Source organism: Halalkalibacter wakoensis JCM 9140 (assembly GCF_000513095.1).
Taxonomy (GTDB): domain Bacteria; phylum Bacillota; class Bacilli; order Bacillales; family Bacillaceae_D; genus Halalkalibacter; species Halalkalibacter wakoensis.
Window position 1 is genome coordinate 1 of the sequence record NZ_BAUT01000016.1, and the last position, 17,965, is coordinate 17,965.

Annotated in this window: 18 protein-coding genes; 5 read left to right on the forward strand and 13 right to left on the reverse strand. The window is 38.3% G+C overall.

The annotated features are described in order from the left end of the window. Positions 1-60: 60 nt before the first annotated feature. From JCM9140_RS08630 to JCM9140_RS08645, 5 genes are all read right to left on the reverse strand, one after another. A complete protein-coding gene (locus tag JCM9140_RS08630) occupies positions 61-786 on the reverse strand; it encodes a FadR/GntR family transcriptional regulator (protein WP_052002147.1) in 726 nt (241 codons plus the stop codon). Positions 787-877: 91 nt separating this feature from the next. Further along, positions 878-1,171, reverse strand: a complete 294-nt coding sequence (locus tag JCM9140_RS22440; RefSeq protein WP_052002148.1) for an EamA family transporter — start codon at positions 1,169-1,171, stop codon at positions 878-880. Next, the gene (locus tag JCM9140_RS08635) at positions 1,165-1,812 is read right to left on the reverse strand and encodes a DMT family transporter (protein ID WP_052002149.1); all 648 of its coding nucleotides are present in this window, start codon (positions 1,810-1,812) and stop codon (positions 1,165-1,167) included. Before JCM9140_RS08635 ends, JCM9140_RS22440 begins: the two co-directional genes overlap by 7 nt. A gap of 82 nt (positions 1,813-1,894) precedes the next feature. Next, positions 1,895-2,776 (reverse strand): VOC family protein, encoded by an 882-nt coding sequence (locus tag JCM9140_RS08640; protein ID WP_034745033.1) that lies wholly within the window; start codon positions 2,774-2,776, stop codon positions 1,895-1,897. A 92-nt stretch (positions 2,777-2,868) separates the two neighbouring features. Beyond that, positions 2,869-3,303, reverse strand: a complete 435-nt coding sequence (locus JCM9140_RS08645; protein ID WP_034745035.1) for a DMT family transporter — start codon at positions 3,301-3,303, stop codon at positions 2,869-2,871. Between the two features lie 188 nt (positions 3,304-3,491). Between JCM9140_RS08645 and JCM9140_RS22445 the strand changes: the two genes are divergently transcribed. The 5 genes from JCM9140_RS22445 to JCM9140_RS08670 all read left to right on the forward strand — a co-directional run bounded on the left by JCM9140_RS22445 (position 3,492) and on the right by JCM9140_RS08670 (position 8,398). Continuing rightward, positions 3,492-4,013, forward strand: a complete 522-nt coding sequence (locus JCM9140_RS22445) for a TRAP transporter small permease subunit (RefSeq protein ID WP_052002150.1) — start codon at positions 3,492-3,494, stop codon at positions 4,011-4,013. Between the two features lie 3 nt (positions 4,014-4,016). Further along, positions 4,017-5,342 (forward strand): TRAP transporter large permease, encoded by a 1,326-nt coding sequence (locus JCM9140_RS08655; protein WP_034745037.1) that lies wholly within the window; start codon positions 4,017-4,019, stop codon positions 5,340-5,342. Between the two features lie 72 nt (positions 5,343-5,414). Then, complete coding sequence (locus JCM9140_RS08660) at positions 5,415-6,548, forward strand: C4-dicarboxylate TRAP transporter substrate-binding protein (RefSeq protein WP_034745038.1); 1,134 nt, start codon at positions 5,415-5,417, stop codon at positions 6,546-6,548. Between the two features lie 220 nt (positions 6,549-6,768). Then, positions 6,769-7,197 (forward strand): MarR family winged helix-turn-helix transcriptional regulator, encoded by a 429-nt coding sequence (locus tag JCM9140_RS08665; RefSeq protein WP_235715310.1) that lies wholly within the window; start codon positions 6,769-6,771, stop codon positions 7,195-7,197. Next, positions 7,187-8,398 carry an MFS transporter gene (locus tag JCM9140_RS08670; protein WP_034745040.1) on the forward strand — a complete coding sequence of 404 codons (1,212 nt, stop codon included), beginning with the start codon at positions 7,187-7,189 and terminating at the stop codon, positions 8,396-8,398. Before JCM9140_RS08665 ends, JCM9140_RS08670 begins: the two co-directional genes overlap by 11 nt. A gap of 134 nt (positions 8,399-8,532) precedes the next feature. Here the strand turns inward: JCM9140_RS08670 and JCM9140_RS08675 are convergent, their stop codons facing one another. The 8 genes from JCM9140_RS08675 to JCM9140_RS08710 form a co-directional block, all read right to left on the reverse strand. Then, positions 8,533-9,465, reverse strand: a complete 933-nt coding sequence (locus JCM9140_RS08675; RefSeq protein ID WP_439644283.1) for a DMT family transporter — start codon at positions 9,463-9,465, stop codon at positions 8,533-8,535. A gap of 58 nt (positions 9,466-9,523) precedes the next feature. Continuing rightward, the gene (locus JCM9140_RS08680; protein ID WP_034745042.1) at positions 9,524-10,252 is read right to left on the reverse strand and encodes an SIR2 family NAD-dependent protein deacylase; all 729 of its coding nucleotides are present in this window, start codon (positions 10,250-10,252) and stop codon (positions 9,524-9,526) included. 185 nt (positions 10,253-10,437) lie between these two features. Continuing rightward, on the reverse strand, positions 10,438-11,121 hold the full coding sequence (locus JCM9140_RS08685; protein ID WP_034745045.1) for a helix-turn-helix domain-containing protein: 684 nt from the start codon (positions 11,119-11,121) through the stop codon (positions 10,438-10,440). A 152-nt stretch (positions 11,122-11,273) separates the two neighbouring features. Further along, complete coding sequence (locus JCM9140_RS08690; RefSeq protein ID WP_034745047.1) at positions 11,274-11,483, reverse strand: hypothetical protein; 210 nt, start codon at positions 11,481-11,483, stop codon at positions 11,274-11,276. A gap of 83 nt (positions 11,484-11,566) precedes the next feature. Then, positions 11,567-13,000, reverse strand: a complete 1,434-nt coding sequence (locus JCM9140_RS08695) for a cryptochrome/photolyase family protein (protein ID WP_034745049.1) — start codon at positions 12,998-13,000, stop codon at positions 11,567-11,569. A 14-nt stretch (positions 13,001-13,014) separates the two neighbouring features. Further along, positions 13,015-13,992 carry an NAD(P)/FAD-dependent oxidoreductase gene (locus tag JCM9140_RS08700; protein WP_034745050.1) on the reverse strand — a complete coding sequence of 326 codons (978 nt, stop codon included), beginning with the start codon at positions 13,990-13,992 and terminating at the stop codon, positions 13,015-13,017. Between the two features lie 155 nt (positions 13,993-14,147). Further along, entirely contained in the window at positions 14,148-16,826 is a 2,679-nt protein-coding gene (gene ppdK, locus JCM9140_RS08705) for a pyruvate, phosphate dikinase (protein WP_081727632.1), read from the reverse strand. Further along, positions 16,819-17,640: a pyruvate, water dikinase regulatory protein gene (locus JCM9140_RS08710; RefSeq protein WP_034745052.1), complete on the reverse strand. Its 822-nt coding sequence runs from the start codon at positions 17,638-17,640 to the stop codon at positions 16,819-16,821. The genes ppdK and JCM9140_RS08710 overlap by 8 nt, the downstream gene beginning before the upstream one ends. Between the last annotated feature and the right edge of the window lie 325 nt (positions 17,641-17,965).

Consider the following 17,965-nt stretch of genomic DNA (forward strand, 5'->3'; position numbering starts at 1 on the left):
AAATAATATTAATAAAAAAAGCCTAATTGGTGGTTTGCCCAATTAGACTTTATACGCTATCTATTTACTTGCCTCAAGGTCTTCAATTAGCTGCACTACAGAAAGCAAAAGATGTAACATCTTCTCGTAAGCAAGCGCTTCGTCTCGAGAGCAGATTGCTTCCATAACAGCCTTATGCATTAACAAAGCATCTTCCGTTTTGCCGTGATTGTTTTTTTCTTGATATTTTTTTAAAACCTTAATTGTTGTTTGTCGACTTTGTACAAGACCATTATGCAACGTTTTAACCAAGCTAATCATTAAAACGTTACGAGAAGCTAACAAAATGCTATCATGAAATTCAAAATCAGCTCGAGCCCACTCTTCTTCATCACCTAGTGAATTTTCTAATCTCTCATAGCTTTTCTTAATTAAGAGAATGTCTTCATCTGTCGCATTTCTTGCAGCAAGGCGAACAGCAGCTGGCTCAATAGCTAAGCGCACTTCCGATAACTGCAATAAAAAATTCCTACTATCATTGGATCGTGATGCCCATGATATAATATCTGGATCCCACCATAACCATTCATTCTTCTCCCTAACAACCGTTCCTACTCGTGTTGATGATTCAACGAGCCTTCTTGCCGTTAAGCCTTTTAACGCTTCCCTTACGACGGTTCTACTGACACCCTTCATTTCACTTAACGTTTCTACTTTAGGCAGAATTTCACCAGGTGAGAGATTTCCTTGCACAATTTCCAACCCTATATCGTGTAATAATTGTTCACTTAAATTTTTTGGACCCATGCCTTCCTCCTTAAAAAACAAACAACTTCCTATTTCATCAAAACTATATAAATCATATAATAATATTAAGTTGCTTGTTTTTCCACTAAATTTATGTCACATACACTGTTTTTTTAAACTGTAATACCATGATTGCTAAAAATACAAGCAAACAACCAACCCATTGTATCCAATTTAATGTTTCTTGTAAAAAAAGATAACTGAGCACAATCGTCACAATTGGCCCAGCCATCGAGATGACTGACGTTCTTTCTACACCAATACGTTTGATGCTTTCCATTGTAAAAAGTAAAGGGAAGACAGTTGTAAATAAAGATAAGAAAAACAAGTATATAGAAACGGTCGGTGACAGCGAAAAAATGGCAGAAGTCCCCCCCCTTAACACATGGCCCCTAGATAGATTGATAAAAATAGGACAGAAACAACCATTCCAATTGCATTTACATTGATCACACCCGTTTTAGTAAGAACCTTGCTTGCAAGTACTAAATAAATTGCATATGTGAAAGCTGAAAGAAGGATTAAAGTTCCACCAAACATGTTCATTTTAAGAATAGAAAGGTTACCTCCGCTCAGTGCAAAGAACAACCCAATGTAAATAATAAAAAAGAAAACGCATGTCCAGACTCTGATTTTCCACTTATTCAGTAGCGCTGTAATTAAAATAACAAAAACTGGATACGTAAACAATAGCATTCTTTCTAGTACAGCTGATACATAAACAAGTCCCCAAAAATCTAGAAGAGGTGAGAGAAAGAATCCAAAAAAACCAATAAGTAGTAAATATATCCCCATTTTTCTACTCTTTACTAGTAATCGGTTCTTAGGCGAACACAAAAAGAGCAAACTTAATACTACTGCAGCAATAACTTGCCTAATATACAATGCGTCTTCAGGCGTTACCCCATGTTCGTATATTACTTTTATGATAATGGGCTTAATTGAAAGAAATAAAGTAGCACTTATAGCAAAAAAGACTCCTAGAAAAGGCGGGTACTTTCTTTGAGGATTAAATCGTTTCTTCACAAAAAGAAGGCCCCCTCTTTTAGATATACGTAACACCTTACATCGAGTAAATGTAAGGTGTTACGTTCGTTACTTTATCCGATTAAACTAGTGCTTTTTCGAAATCTACACCCCATAATGACAAACACTCGTCTGTACTCCAAACTTTCGGCTTTTGTGGAAAGTCCTGGTGCCATGGTCTAGGGTCAAAAATGCCGAGTTCTTTAATGAAGACATCTGCATCTGTAAATAACTCAATTAAGTTACCTTCTGGATCATAGTGATAGCAAGCAATGTTATGTCCTGCTCCATGACGAGAAGGACCCCACTCTAAATGTTTTCCATTTAATCTTAAAAAATCTAATGTATCTACTAAATGTGCATAATTTCTCATTTCAAATGCAATATGGTGCATACCTTTTTTCTCAGATGTAAAGAAATTAAGAACATGATGATCTCTATTACATGTCATAAAACCAAAATAATCCTCAATCCAATCGGTATTGACAAAGCCAATCTTTTCATAGAAAGCTACTTGCTTTTTGGCGTCCTTAACCCTTAATGATAGATGTCCAATCTTGTTTGGTACAATTCCTTTGCTTTTATATCCAGGTTTCTTCGTCATAGACATACTTTGATATAACTCAATTTGATAACCTTCAGGGTCCTCAAATTGTATGAGTTCTGGAACACCAGGCTTTGCATCAAATTGAATCGTAGTCTTTATATCGAATCTTTTTAAATAATCTGCAACTTCATTGATTGATAGATCTGATTCATATTGAAATCCAACTTTTTTAATTCCAGTTTGATTGGAAGGGGAAAGCACGATGTTATGGTGATCCGTTGAACTAGTGAAGTAAACGCTTCCATTTTCATCCTGATCACTTTCGGTGAAACCAACAATTTCTGAGTAATAGTTTTTCATTTCCTCTAAATTCTTAGCGTTAAATTCTACATAACCTAACTTAAAAATGTTGATCATCTAACTCACTCCTCAATGTGGTATTGGATTTTAATTAATAATATTATATTATTTTATAACCGTCAATAATATTTTGAAAATTTATTCAACTGTTAGTTTTTGTAGATAAGATATAACGCAATTCCAATTAGAAAAACTGCCAGCATCCGATTCAAATCAAATTGAATCTGTCTTCCACTAAACATACCTGTTGAATCCAAAATCATACTTGTAATTAATTGTCCTGCAATAATAGAAACAATTGTAATCGCTACTCCTATTTTTGGTACTGAAAGGACCATAGAAAGAACGATAAATGCACCAAGAATCCCCCCTGTCAACTGCCATTTAGGAACTGACATTAACTGAAGAATATTTCCTTTTCCCATAAAAATCATAGCTAAAAATAAAACAATTGCTCCAATTGAAAAAGAAACAAACGCGGCTTCCACTAATCCAATCTTCTTTCCTAAATCTCCATTTATTCCTGCTTGAAATGCTAAAGCCACCCCTGCTAGTAAAGAAATGATAACCATTAGCCATTGCATAATGTTCCTCCTTTCTTTTATTTTAATAAACTCTCATCTATTTAAATTCAAGTAAAAACTAATTGTCAAATTATTAAAAATAATATCTTGACATCTTACCACTCATTGATAATATAATATTATTAATTAATCAACTTTTTATTTCTTTTATTTTGCAAGCGCTTTCTAAATTTTATAGGAGGGATTGTATGGTACTTAGTAAGTTTCGACGCTGGTTTGATGTAACCGTATCAAGCCTTAGTTTTACCGGCACCGTATGGATTGCTATTCTAATGATTATTATCGTTTCAGACGTCATTGGCAGAGGCTTATTTAATTCACCCATACAAGGTGTACCCGAAATTGTTAAGAATTCAATTGTAGGTCTGACCTTCCTGCAACTTGCCCATGTATTAAGGGAAGGCAGGCACATTCGTACGACTGTATTGTATGACCGCGTTAATGATCGATTTAAAAAGGTACTTGATTTCTCAGCTAACATTGCAGGTATGATCATCTTTTCCCTCATCTTCTATGCGACTATCCGTCCTGCTATTCAAGCTTACGAGCTTGGAACGTTTGAAGGTAATATTGTTAGAATTCCAACTTTTCCAACGTATTTACTCATTTTGATAGGTAGCTTATTTATGTTTCTACAGTTTCTAATTCTAACGATTGATCTATTTACGAAAAAGTCATCGACAGAGCCTATTGAAAAGGAGGAGAATTAGAAAATGGATCCGATTTTCATAGGTTTACTTACATTCGTTTTATTAGTTGTCATTGTTCTTTTAGGAATGCACGTTGCTGTTGCTCTTGCTGTCACGAGCTTACTAGGGGTTTGGTTAACATTAGGAGATTTCTCTCAAAGTATAAAAATCTTAAGTAGTACTTCCTATAACGCAATTAACGATTATACGTATGCGGTTGTCCCATTATTTGTATTAATGGGCATGTTTACGAATCTATCAGGTGCTAGTACAGAAATTTATAATGCGTTCCATGTTCTCCTGCGTAGGATCAGGGGCGGTCTAGGGATGGCAACGGTTGGAGCAAATGCGGTTTTTGCAACTATTACCGGAGTAAGTGTAGCTTCAGCTGCAGTCTTCAGTAAAGTCGCTATTGATCCAATGACTCGACTAAACTATGACAAGAAACTAGCACTTGGTGCTGTTGCAGGGAGTTCTGTCCTTGGAATGCTTATACCACCAAGTTTAATGTTTATTGTGTACGGAATGCTATCACAACAATCCGTTGGTGCCTTATTTATTGCAGGTGTTATTCCAGGGATTCTCCTTGCTGTTGTGTACTGTATAGGTATTTATACAATGGCAACGTTAAAACCTTCTCTCGTTGGAGGAAAAATAGAAAAAACAGAGAAAATAAAATGGTCTAAAGAAGATACGAAAACTTTACTTAAACCAGCTGCTGTCGGGGTGTTAGTATTCGTTATGCTAGGGGGATTATATGGAGGTTGGTTTACCCCAACAGAAGCAGGTGCTGTAGGGGCATTTGGGGCATTACTGCTCGTTATTTTGAAAAGAAAACTAACGTTAAAAGGCTTTTGGAAAACATTATTAGAAACAGGCTATACTTCTGCTAGTGTTCTATTGTTGTTAATAGGAGCTACTATGTACTCGCGTATGTTAGGGGTTACTGGTGTCATTGCTGCTTTAGAACGCTCTATTCAGTCATTGAATGTTTCTCCAATTGTCCTAGTCATTATTTTCCTATTAATCATGATTGCTCTTGGAACAATTCTTGATGCGATCTCAATGTTATTAATTACAATGCCTATGATGCTACCATTTATTTTTGCGATTGGATTTGATCCAATATTATTCGGTGTTCTCGTTGTCATAGCAGCTGAAATTGGGTTATTGACTCCTCCATTTGGATTAGTCGTTTACTCTATGAAATCCTCCCTAGGAGATAAAGCAACAATAGAAGAAATATTTATAGGAGCATTTCCATTTATTATTATGATGCTGATTGTTATCATTCTCCTACTTTGTTTCCCATTCTTAGTCACTTGGTTGCCTAGCTTATCTGCAACATAAACAAATGTAAGCGCTGTAATAATAGCCAGTTTGGCTTTTATTAATACAAATTAGTTAAGGGGGATTTAGATAATGAAAAACAGTAGAACATGGTTAGTCTTCTTTTCGATCTTCTTATTTACCCTAATTCTTGCAGCTTGTGGGTCTGAAACCAATACGACCACAAGCAACTCAGAGACCAATACGAATGATGAGGTTACACCTGCTGAAAACGGTGAGAAAGAAACAATCACGCTTAGAATTGGAGCAGGTGCACCGATTGAAAGCTCCATTTGGCTTCAGCCAATTCGAGATTATTTTATGAAGGAAGTAAATGAGTCCTTAGAAAACTATGAAATAGATTGGGTTGAAAATTGGGGTACCATTACCGATATGCCTGGTGAGTTAGAAACAATTGAAGCAGGTTTGTTAGACGTTGGTTTTAGTACTGCTGCCTTTCAACCTACCCATTTAAAAATGTCTAGCATGGGCTTTAACACACCATTTTCAAGCAGCGACCCAGAAATCATTGCTGAAGTGGCCATCCAAATGGAAGAAACATTTGAAGAATTCGCTGGAGAATATGACAAAGTGAATGCAAAGTTATTAGGGTTAGCCGTTTCTGAGAACTATGTTCTTACAACAACGTTTCCTGTAAACTCATTAGAAGATTTACAAGGTAAGAGGATTGCAGGTGCCTCAGCGAACCAAAAGTGGTTACAAGCATCTGGAGCCGTTCCTGTTCAAAGTGCATTAACTGAAGCATACCAAAGCTTGCAATCAGGGGTGTACGAAGGTTGGGTTATTTTCCCAAGTTCATTAATTGGTTTCAAAATGTATGAGCAAGCTAAGTACATTACAAATGTTCCTTTTGGCTCGATGATTCTTGGTGGACTTGTTGTGAATAATGACGTTTGGGCAGGTTTACCTGAAGAAGTGCAAACTGTTTTTGAAGAAGTCGGAAAGCAATACACTTATGAGATCGCGAAATACTCTAAAGAATCAACAATTGCTGACTTTAAAGAGATGGAGGAAGCAGGTGTAACAATTACCACCCTATCTCCTGAAGATGAGGCTGAATGGGCATCACGTTTAGAGTTTATGCCGATTGAATATGCGGAAGAGTTAAATTCTTCTGGTTTACCTGGAACAGAAATCATGCAGTCCTATATTCAGTTCCAAAAAGACGCTGGTCATGAATTCCCATCGCCTTATGAGATTCAGTAAGTTTAACTAGCAAGTGACTTAAAAGAGCCTTCTTTTAAGTCACTTTTTTTAATGTAGGAGCTAGAAGTATTAACATTCATTCTTCAACTACAAACCGTATTACTAGTCAACAACACTATCTGGTAATTATTATAAATTTTAGGCTTATATTCTAACTCATAATGTTTTATAATGAGTAAAGGAATTACTTACCTAGGTAACTATTATTGGGGGATTTATTTTGGATACAAGTAACCTGCTTCATATGCTAAATCAGAAAGTTCGATTGCATTCAAAAAACTTAAATGAACAATTGCAACAGTTTGGGTTGTACTCTGCTCAATGGACTATTCTTTATGTTCTTAGTCAGAAGGGCCCGATGTCTCAAACAGATATTTGGCAATATTTAAAAGTAGAAGCGCCAACAGTCACACGTACCCTAACTCGTATGGAGTCAAGTGGATGGATTAATCGAAGACAAGGAAAAGATAAGCGCGAGCGAATCATAGAGTTATCAAGTCATGCAAAGCAATTCTTTCCAACTATTAAAGGTAAAATCGAAACCCTTGATCAAGAGTACCTTGCTCCCTTATCTGAACAAGAACGTCTTCAGCTTCTTCACTTGCTTGAGAAACTAGGAACGAAAAAGGATGATTTAGATGAAAGCTAGTAAACAACCAATCTGGACAAAAGACTTTCTTTGCGTTGCGTTCGTTAATTTGATCATCTTTATTGCCTTTTATGCATTACTCACAACATTACCGATTTATGTTGTTTATCAATTGGGCGGAACGGAAGCTCAAGCTGGCTTGGTCGTAACGGTCATGCTCGTTGCTGCTATTCTGATAAGGCCATTCTCTGGAAATCTGCTACAGCGATTCGGTAAACGGAACGTTCTAATTGTAAGTACTATTTTTTTCACTGTTACTTCCTTTCTATATACATGGGTTGATCAATTTCTTCCATTACTCATCTTACGGTTTCTACATGGCTTTTCCTTTGCTATTTTAACAACAGCAACCTCAACTCTTGCTACAGATATCGTTCCTTCAGAAAGACGCGGTGAAGGGCTCGGTTATTTTACTATGTTTTTGAACGTAGCGATCGTGGTTGGTCCTTTTGCCGGACTTATGCTCATTCAACACATTTCGTTTCAACAATTCTTTTTATTCCTTAGCTGTTTTGTCATCATGAGTATCATTTGTTCCATGCTCTTATCTACTAAAGGTATCCCAAAACCAATAAAGAACACTGTAAAAAGAAGACTTTCCATTCACCAACTATTTGAAACGAAAGCCTTACCTTTTGCCTTCATTATTAGTCTCGTATCCTTTGCTTATGCTGCCATTCTTTCCTTTATCTCTGTTTATGCCATTGAAATTCACCTCGAACAACTGTCTGGTTATTTCTTTATTGTTCTAGCCATCACGATGCTTGTTTCTAGACCTTATTTAAGCCGTTTGTTTGATCAGCGCGGACCCAAAATAGTGATTCTACCTAGTTTGCTTGTTTTTGCGAGCGGCTTTACATTACTTGCGGTTTCTCAGTCAGCTTGGTTATTTTTATTAGCCGCTGGTGTGATTGGAGTCGGTTACGGATCACTTATGCCGTTATTGTTATCTCTAGCAACGGAACGAGTTGACTCAAGTCGAACTGGTCATGCAACTGCGACGTTTTTCACGTTGTATGATATCGGTGTCGCTGTTGGGGCATTTTGGTTGGGCTTACTTGTACCTATGATTGGATTTTCAAACATGTTTCATGCTTTAGCAATCTTTGTCTTACTGATTTTCGCGATCTTTTATTATTTACATCAACGGATGCATGTGTCTATTAAAAAAAAGACTACTTATAAAATGAACGATTTATAAGAAATGGCTATTGTGCTAGAAATCAAGAGGCCACTGTCGATTTTCACCTTTTTCAATGCCTTTAGAAATCAATCTAGTAAAAATTATCTGTATGAATGAAAGAGGGCCCTTTAAAAAAGGCCCCTCTTTCATTCTTATCCAACTTCCTCTTTTACTTGGCTCTCTCCAAGGCCATGACTTTTCTTTTCTTTTACCCGTGATAGAATCACAATCGTTGCAATAATACAGCTTGCCCCTAGCCATTCAGCACCACCAAATGAAACATTTAACCAAACAACAGCGAGTACGGCTGCTGAAAGAGGCTCAGCACAAGCTAGCAAACTTGTTTCAGTTGGTTTCAGATACTTTAAACTTTCCAGATAGCTGTAAAACGCAATCAACGTTCCAAAAAGAACGACAAACAACAAGGCTGCAATCGAGAGCGGATTCAGATTGCCAACAACATTCCACGGTTGATGAACAACACTCATACCAATTCCGCCAATGACCATCCCCCACCCCACCACAACCGCTGACCCAAATTCGTTTAATAACTTGATCGGCTGTAATGTATAAAAAGCTAATGCGACTGCTGATGCAAGTCCCCAAAACAAAGCCCATCCAGAAATCGATAACGATGTGAATTGACCATGCGTCACCAATAAAAATGTTCCAAGCAAGGCTAAAATAATGGCTACTACTTGTTGCATAGATGGCCATGTCTTAAAGCGAATCAGTAAATAAAGAGCAATCATGACAGGCCCCGTATACTGAAGCAATGTAGCCGTTGCTGCATTGCTAGCAGCAATTGCGGCAAAATACGTATACTGTACGGCAAGCATTCCAAAAATTCCAAATAAAACCACACTTATTCGATTGCCTCGTCTTTGCCATATGGCCCATATATTTTGTCTCCTGCGTGCAAACAACAAAAGCAAAACTCCAGCACTTAATAACCGAATTACCGTGAGCCATTCCGCATTAAATGCTTGTTGTTCAAATAAATATTGAGCAACCGTTCCCGATACTCCCCACAGGATTGCCCCGAGAAGAACTAAAAAGATGCCTTTCATTCGTGATTGATTCATGTTCATTTCCCTCACTACTTTTCTGATCATTCTATCGTACCACGAAATGATTGGTCTCCTACACCAATTTATTTACTCCCACTAATGTTTCTTTCGCACTCCCCTCAATACTAAGATCAAAGAACAACTGGTGCTCACTTACATCTTGGTTAATATATACGGTCTTACCATGAGTCATCGTTGGGAGCTGACTCACTGGATACACTTGCAAACTTGTCCCAATGACAATAACAAGATCAGCTCGTTTAATATTTGAAAGTGCGTGATTCCATGCGGATTCTGGCAACATTTCACCAAAAAGCACAACATTAGGTCGGAAGTTCCCACCACAAAACTCACAACTTTCTTTTGCAAAAAATTGGTCCTTCGTAGCCTCAGTTGCACAGCTATGACAACGATATGTCCGTATTGAACCATGTAACTCATCCACATTCATATTTCCAGCTTCAGCATGAAAACCATCAACATTTTGTGTCGCAACACGTTGCAACAGTCCTTTCTCTTGCCAATGGGCAAGAACAAAATGTCCTTCATGCGGTTTACATGAGGCTAATGCTTTCACTCGACAACAATAAAATTCATGAAATAACTCATACTGGTTTTCCAAAGCTTCAACGGTCGCAACGGTTAACGGATCTATGTTTTTCCACCACCCCGACGGAGAACGGAAATCTGGAATTCCACTTTCCGTACTCATTCCGGCTCCCGTTAAGACGAACGTATTCTTAGACTCTTTGAGTAGTTGAGACAGTTCCTTTATTTTTCCACTTTCAGATGGTTTTGTCATCCATTCATCCTCTTTTCTAATTGTTGTTACCAAGTAGGTTCTTTAAGCGTGTTCATTTTCCTTTTTGGTTTTTGAATTTGTGTGGTTTGTATATAAATAAATATTTTACGCAAATCCTAAAGAGTATAATGAAAGAGCCTATCCCTCTTAGTGATTAGGAGGAACAGGCTCTTTAAACAAAACCATCACGAATAATCAACAGACCCTTCTTTTTTCGGCTTAAATAATTGAACCAACCAACCAGGAAACCTTTGTTTGGCTGCAGCGGTCTCACGATATACTTGGACAAATTCTTGAAACTGCGCTTCTCTTTCTTCTAATTTTTGTTGAATAAACAACTTTTCTTCTTCCTCTCGGTAAATATCTTCACGAAGACGTAACACTTCTTCTTTTGTAACCTCGGCTGTTTCAGCGACTAAATGTGAATACGATTGGATGATGGATTTTGTTTTGCTTTGACCAATCTTCATTTCGCTTTTAATTTCTGCTTTTACATCATGGATAATATCATCTTTCATCATATCAATTGAATCAGTCAATTCGCGAATGCTTTCGTTTGTGTCATGCTGAAGAGAAATGATTTTGGCAAATTCCTGCTCGTCAACTTCTTCTTCTCGTTCTTCCACTTCTTGAGTCTTCACCGTATTCAAAATGAAGTTAACATTGTCCTCGTTAATGTTATTATCCTTCAAAATTTTTATTTTTTTTAACATTTCAAGATCTTGGTCATCGTAAAGTCGCGCACCCGTTTTTGTTCGCTCCACTTGAAGAGCGTATGGAAATAATTCCTCCCACTCACGTAACTTTCCCACTGGTATTTTTAGCTGTTTTGACACTTCCTTAATCGTTAACTTTTGAACGTTTTCCATCTTCTCACCCCATCATAATAATTATCTGTACCTACATATTAGATGAAGCAACGTCCATTTTCCTTCCGCTTGACAAAACTTCTAAAAACTAGTGGTCATTCGGCTTAAAAAGTGAAAAAATGCGGTCAATTCTCCGCATTTTCGAGCATATCTTAATAGTTTGTCTCTACCCAATCGGTATACAAACCACTACCACTGCAGCCACCGCAATCGAGATATGAATTCAGCATATACATTTCAGAACCATGCATGGAAAACCCTTTCCCTTGACACTCTGGACAGACACCTTGCTCTTTTGAGTATTCAACACGTTTCTCATATCTTTGGTCAAACCAATTGCCAATTACATTTAATAATCCCATCTTTTTCCTCACCTCGAAGGTAATATGTCCTTAGAGGTGAAAGTTTATACAACTTTTTTCTATAAAAAAGAACTGTGAACATTTTACTTTTTAATGAACTCAAAAGCAGCCAATGCCCGCTTTCTGGCATAGGAGTGCTCAATGATTGGTAGCGGGTATGTCACACCAAGTTTAATTCCAGCTTTCTCTAACACCGTGTTTGGCGCATCCCACGGTTTGAAAAGGTATTTTGTAGGTAACTGCGCTAATTCAGGGATCCATTTACGAATATAGTCTCCATTTCCGTCAAACTTTTCAGCTTGGGTATTCGGGTTAAAAATACGGAAATAAGGAGCGGCGTCAAAACCGGATCCTGTCACCCATTGCCAGCCCATATAATTGTTGGCTACATCTAAGTCAACTAATGTTTCTCGAAACCAATTTGCCCCCCACGTCCACGGCAACAATAAATGTTTAACTAAAAAAGAAGCAACCACCATTCGGACGCGATTATGCATCCATCCCGTTTCCCATAATTCCCTCATCCCCGCATCAATTAAAGGGTAACCCGTCTCACCCTTTTTCCATTTAGAAAATGCGTCTAAATCTTCTTCCCACGGAAACTGTGAAAATTCCAAACGTAACGGATTCTTCACAAGCATCGGAAAAGCGACTAATTGATGATACGCAAAATCTCGCCAAACGAGTTGCCTTAAAAAAGCTTCAATCTGGACATCTTCTACTTGATTGTCTATTTCAAGTTTTTCTAATAAAGAGTGCCAAATAAATGTTGGACTTATCTCTCCCCACGATAGATGTGGAGAGATTTTGGCCGTTGAATGAGTAAATGGGAAATCCCTATTTTCCTTATAGTGACCCAATGATTTTCCCAAAAAATCTTCCCAGGCAAATAAGGCTCCTCTTTCTCCAGGAGTCCAATAAGACATAAATTTATTATGCCAATGAACTCTCGGTAAAAGAAACAATTCATCTACTTTTAAGCTACCGATCTTATGTTCATAACCTGAAATGTCTGCTGGGACTTTTTCTGGCTTCCTGATATACGTATGTCTGCTTTTTTTCCAAAAGGATGTGAACACCTTGTACGGCTCGTTTTTTCCGTTTACAATTTTTCCAGGCTCAAACAGCACGTTACCATGAAAGGACCGGACTTCAATCCCTTGTTGATGTAATACCTGTTTGACTTTTGTACTACAAACTAGTGCACTTGGCTCATAACGTTCATGAAAATAAACCGCTTTTGCAGTTGTTTCTCTGATCACATTTTGCAAAATTTCCAAGCTATCTCCTTTTCGAATAATTAGGTTTGCTCCTAATGAGGATAAATTCGTTTGTAATGCTAAAAGAGAATGATGGAGCCACCATAACGATGCATCGTCCCAGCCCTTATTTTCCACGTCCTGGTCCCATATATAAAGCGGAACGACAACTCCTTCTTTTGCAGCTTGATACAATGCGAGGTGGTCGTGAACTCGTAAATCTTTACGGAACCAGACAATTATCACTTTTTTCTTCATCTTAATCTCCTATACTAGTAAGTCTGCAATAATCTTGCCATCTCGTTTCCTACTGATACCCCTGATAGAAAGGCCGATTCTAGTCTGGTTCTCCTTGTATTGTCAGTCTCTTGTAAAAAAGCATCTCCTGCCACAAGTAAAGGACTCTCGTGACCTACTCTTATATATGGAGTAGGAACAGGTGTCACCGCTTCTGAATATTTCCATCTTTTCAGCTGAACGCTTTTCAAATGGTCTGTTGGAAGAATTAATGCAACTTTTTGAAGCAATTGCCTTTTGATGGTGTCATCACCTTGTACCCAATGTTCCGTTGCCCACTGACCTGTTGAATAAACACTAACTGTTACCACATCCGATACACTTTTTCTGCTATGATCCACCAATCGCTCGATCCCATCAGGCAAGTTTGAAGCCACATAACCAGACTCTTCCACCTCAGTCGCTTGTGAGAAAGAGAGAATTAGTACAAAACAAGGATTATATTGAACCTTTTCCAATTGTTTAACGTCATCATCGTCTGCATACAAACCTCTTAAAAGAGCGACCGATTGTGGGACTGGTGCTGTCACGATCAGTGCTTTTGCCTTTATTAGTTCGTTTTCTTCTGTTATTAGGGAAAACGCATTCTTTTCTAATTGCCTTAGTTCAGTTATCTTTGTATTGAGACGAACATTTACATCTTGAGCCAAATATTTTGCTAAATGATTCATTCCTTCATTGCTTTTATAACGGATATGGCGTTCTCCAAACCACGATTGTACGACTCCCGCTTCTTCCCACTGATTGACAGCTTGCTGAAAAAGGGCAGTTCGAACCGTAAAAAATTGAGCCCCGTGATCAACCTTTCCACCATCAACACGCCTAGTTGCCATTCGGCCACCTACACTTCTGCCTTTCTCTACAATTAATCCGTTAATTCCATGAGTATGTAACGTACGTGCAGCTATAATTCCTGTTAGTCCTCCACCAATAATGACGACAGGTTGTACCATACTTCTCCTCCCCTTTCAATATTCAACCAACACACAACTCCCTGTTTCCATCTACTATAACAAACACTTAAAAATAAAATAAGCAACATGTTCTGAAGCAATATCTTTCATGCTCTCCCAAAAAAAAGAGAAGCTGCTCACAGGCAGCTTCTCCACTATTTTTGAGCTTGAAACTCAGCTACAGATTGTCTTAATTCATGCTTTATCGTTGCTTGTGCAGCCGCTAATCTCGCTAATGGAACGCGGTAAGGGGAGCAACTTACATAGTCCAATCCTACTTCGTGGCAAAACTCAATGGAAGTCTTTTCCCCACCATGTTCACCGCAAATTCCTGTTTTTAGCTCAGGCTTTGTACCTCTCCCAAGCTTAACACCTGTTTCAACAAGTTTTCCAACCCCATCTTGATCTAAAACAGCAAATGGATTCTCAGGAAGTACTTTGCTTTCGATGTAGGATTGAAGGAACTTCCCTTCAGCATCATCACGGCTATAACCAAATGTTGATTGAGTTAAATCATTTGTGCCAAATGAGAAAAAGTCAGCCTCCTCGGCAATTTGATCTGCGGTTAACGCAGCGCGTGGAACTTCAATCATCGTTCCCACAAGGTAATCAAAATCTTCGCCTGTTTCTTGTTCAATTTGAACTCCTGCATTTATCACGAGTCGACGCATTTCCTTTAATTCATTTACATGGCCAACAAGTGGAATCATGATTTCTGGCTTCACATCTATTCCTTTTGTGCGCATTTTTGATATTGCATAAAAAATCGCCTTTGCTTGCATTTCATATATTTCAGGGAACGTCATTCCAAGTCGACAACCACGATGTCCAAGCATAGGGTTAAACTCATCTATCTGACGGACTTTTCGTAACAAGTATTCCTTCTGTTTTAATTCTTCAGATTCAGGAGAAGTCATTTGCAATTTTGTTACGTCAACAAGCAGTTCTTCTTTATCTGGTAAAAATTCGTGCAAAGGTGGATCGAGTAAGCGAATTGTCACAGGACGCCCTTGCATCGCTTCAAAAATCCCTTCAAAATCTTCTTGTTGCATTGGAAGTAACTTACTTAACGCAACTTCACGCTCTTCATACGTATCGGCAAGAATCATTTGCTGCACAATTGGAATTCGTGCTACATCCATAAACATATGCTCTGTCCGGCACAAACCTATTCCGCCCGCCCCGAATTCAACTGCTTTTTTTGCATCTTCTGGGTTATCAGCATTTGCTCGTACGCCTAATGTTCTTTCTTGATCAGCCCATGTTAACAGTAATTGAAATTCTTCTGAAAGCTGTGGATCAATCATTGGGATTTCTCCAAGAAAGATCTCTCCCGTTGAACCATCAATGGTAATGACATCTCCCTCTTTCACAATCGTTTCCCCAACTTTAAATCTCTTTTCTTTTAAATCAATTGAAACAGATTCGCATCCACAAATGCACGCTTTTCCCATTCCCCTTGCAACAACAGCTGCATGACTTGTCATTCCACCACGACTCGTCACTGTTGCTTGTGCTGCGACAATACCATGAATATCATCTGGTGTCGTTTCCGGACGAACCAGTATGACTTTTTTCTCCTCTTTTGCTAGACGATCAGCCTCATCTGCATCGAAAACCACTTTCCCTGTTGCTGCCCCCGGTGAAGCGGGAAGTCCTTTGGTTAGTGGGTTTCGAACAAATGCATCATCTATTCGACTATGGAGCAGTTGGTTTAATTGATCTGGGTCAACGCGCAATAACGCTTCTCTTTTACTAAGTATGTTTTCTTCTACTAGATCAACTGCCACTTTAATCGCAGCTTGAGCCGTTCGTTTCCCGTTTCTCGTTTGTAAAATGAAGAGCTGTCCGCGTTCAACGGTAAACTCAATATCTTGCATATCTTGGTAGTGCTTCTCAAGAAGGTTGCACGTATCAACAAATTGTTCGTACACTTCAGGCATTTCATTTTGCAGTGTCACAATCGGCTGTGGCGTGCGAATACCCGCCACAACATCCTCCCCTTGTGCGTTAATTAGATACTCCCCGTAGAGCTTCGCTTCACCTGTTGACGGATTTCGTGTAAATGCTACTCCTGTTCCTGAATCATCTCCCATGTTACCAAACACCATGCTTTGAATGTTGACAGCGGTTCCAAGATGACCTGGGATCTTTTGTAGTCTGCGATACACAATGGCACGCTGATTGTTCCAAGAATCAAATACAGCCTCCACTGAGAGAAACATTTGCTCTTTTGGATCTTGCGGGAAAGAACTTTTCGTATGTTTTTTAACCAATTCTTTATATCCTTGAATCACTTCTTGCCAGTCAGCAGCTGTCATTTCTGGATCTGTCTCGTAGCCTTTTTCTTCACGAACCTCTTCTAACAATTGTTCAAAGTAAAATCCATCAACTTTGAGGACAACATCACTGAACATTTGGATGAATCGACGGTAGGAATCATAAGCAAACCTCGGGTTATTTGTCAGCTTCGCCATCCCTTCAACCGTTTCATCATTCATCCCAAGGTTTAATACCGTATCCATCATTCCAGGCATAGAGTGAACAGCACCAGAACGAACGGAGACAAGCAAAGGATTTTCTGGGTCACCAAGTGTTTTTCCTGTTTGTTGTTCAAGATTTTGCAATGATTCTAGTATTTGTTGTCGAATGTTTTCAGAGATTGTTTTTCCCGCATCATAGTAAGCATTACAGGCCTCTGTAGAAATCGTAAAACCATACGGAACAGGTAACCCAATCCGCGTCATCTCCGCCAAATTGGCTCCTTTCCCCCCTAATAATTCTCTTTTATCCCCTCTGCCTTGATCAAACATGTAAACATATTTCTTATTCACGAAACCCCACTCCTCTCTTTTTTAACATCGCTAATAACAAATCTGCCGTCTCTTCAACCGCTTTATTTGAAACGTTAATAATCGGACATCCGATTCGCTTCATAATTTTTTCAGCGTACTCTAACTCAATTAAAATGCGGTCCAATTCAGCGTAATTTGCGACTTTTAATCCTAAGTTTTTTAATCTTTCTTTTCGTATCTCATTCAGCTTATCTGGTGTAATAACAAGGCCAACACACTTATTTTTTGAAATTTGAAAAAGTTCTTCTGGTGGTCGGACTTCAGGAACAAGTGGAACATTGGCAACTTTGTATCGTTTGTGTGCTAAATACATCGATAATGGTGTCTTTGATGTTCGCGAAACCCCAATTAAAACAATATCTGCTTTTTGGATACCACGTACATCTTGCCCATCATCATATTTGACCGCAAATTCAACTGCCGCTACACGTTTAAAATAATTATCATCTAACTTCCGCATTAGCCTTGGCTCTCGCTTAGGATCTTTGTTGAATTGCTTTGAAAAAGCTTCCATTAATGGATTCATTAGATCAACTGCTGTGATCCCTTCCACTTTTGCCCGTTCATCCAAATACTGTTTTAAATCAGGAATAACGAGCGTATAGGCAATGATCGATCGGCTTTCCTTAGCTGAATCAAGAACATTATCTAGGTCCGATTTATCACCCACATAGGAAATATGTTCAATCTCAACTTCTCCACCATTAAATTGCGAGGCCACTGCTTTGACCATTAACTCAGCTGTGTCCCCAACCGAGTCTGAAACGACATAGACAACTTCCTTTTCTTTCACATCCGATTCCCCTTTTTTATAACTCTCTGTTTCTGAAGCGACGTACTTGAAAATTGTCCTTCTGTCATTTTTCAATGGTACTGAGTATGTACCTTCTGAGCTAATTTCTTTAATGTGTTATACTTTTTATTGATTTAACTTAAATGTGTTATACACTAAAGTTAAGTAGTATATTATCATTGATTGTCTTTCCTTACAACCCCCTTTTTTTCAGATAAAACAATTAATTAATAACTTTCTTCAAAAGTTAGGTGTTTTGTTTTCATAAGTTAGTATTGTTAATCATGTGAATGTTTTCTTACATAAGTTAGTAGATAACCAGCCA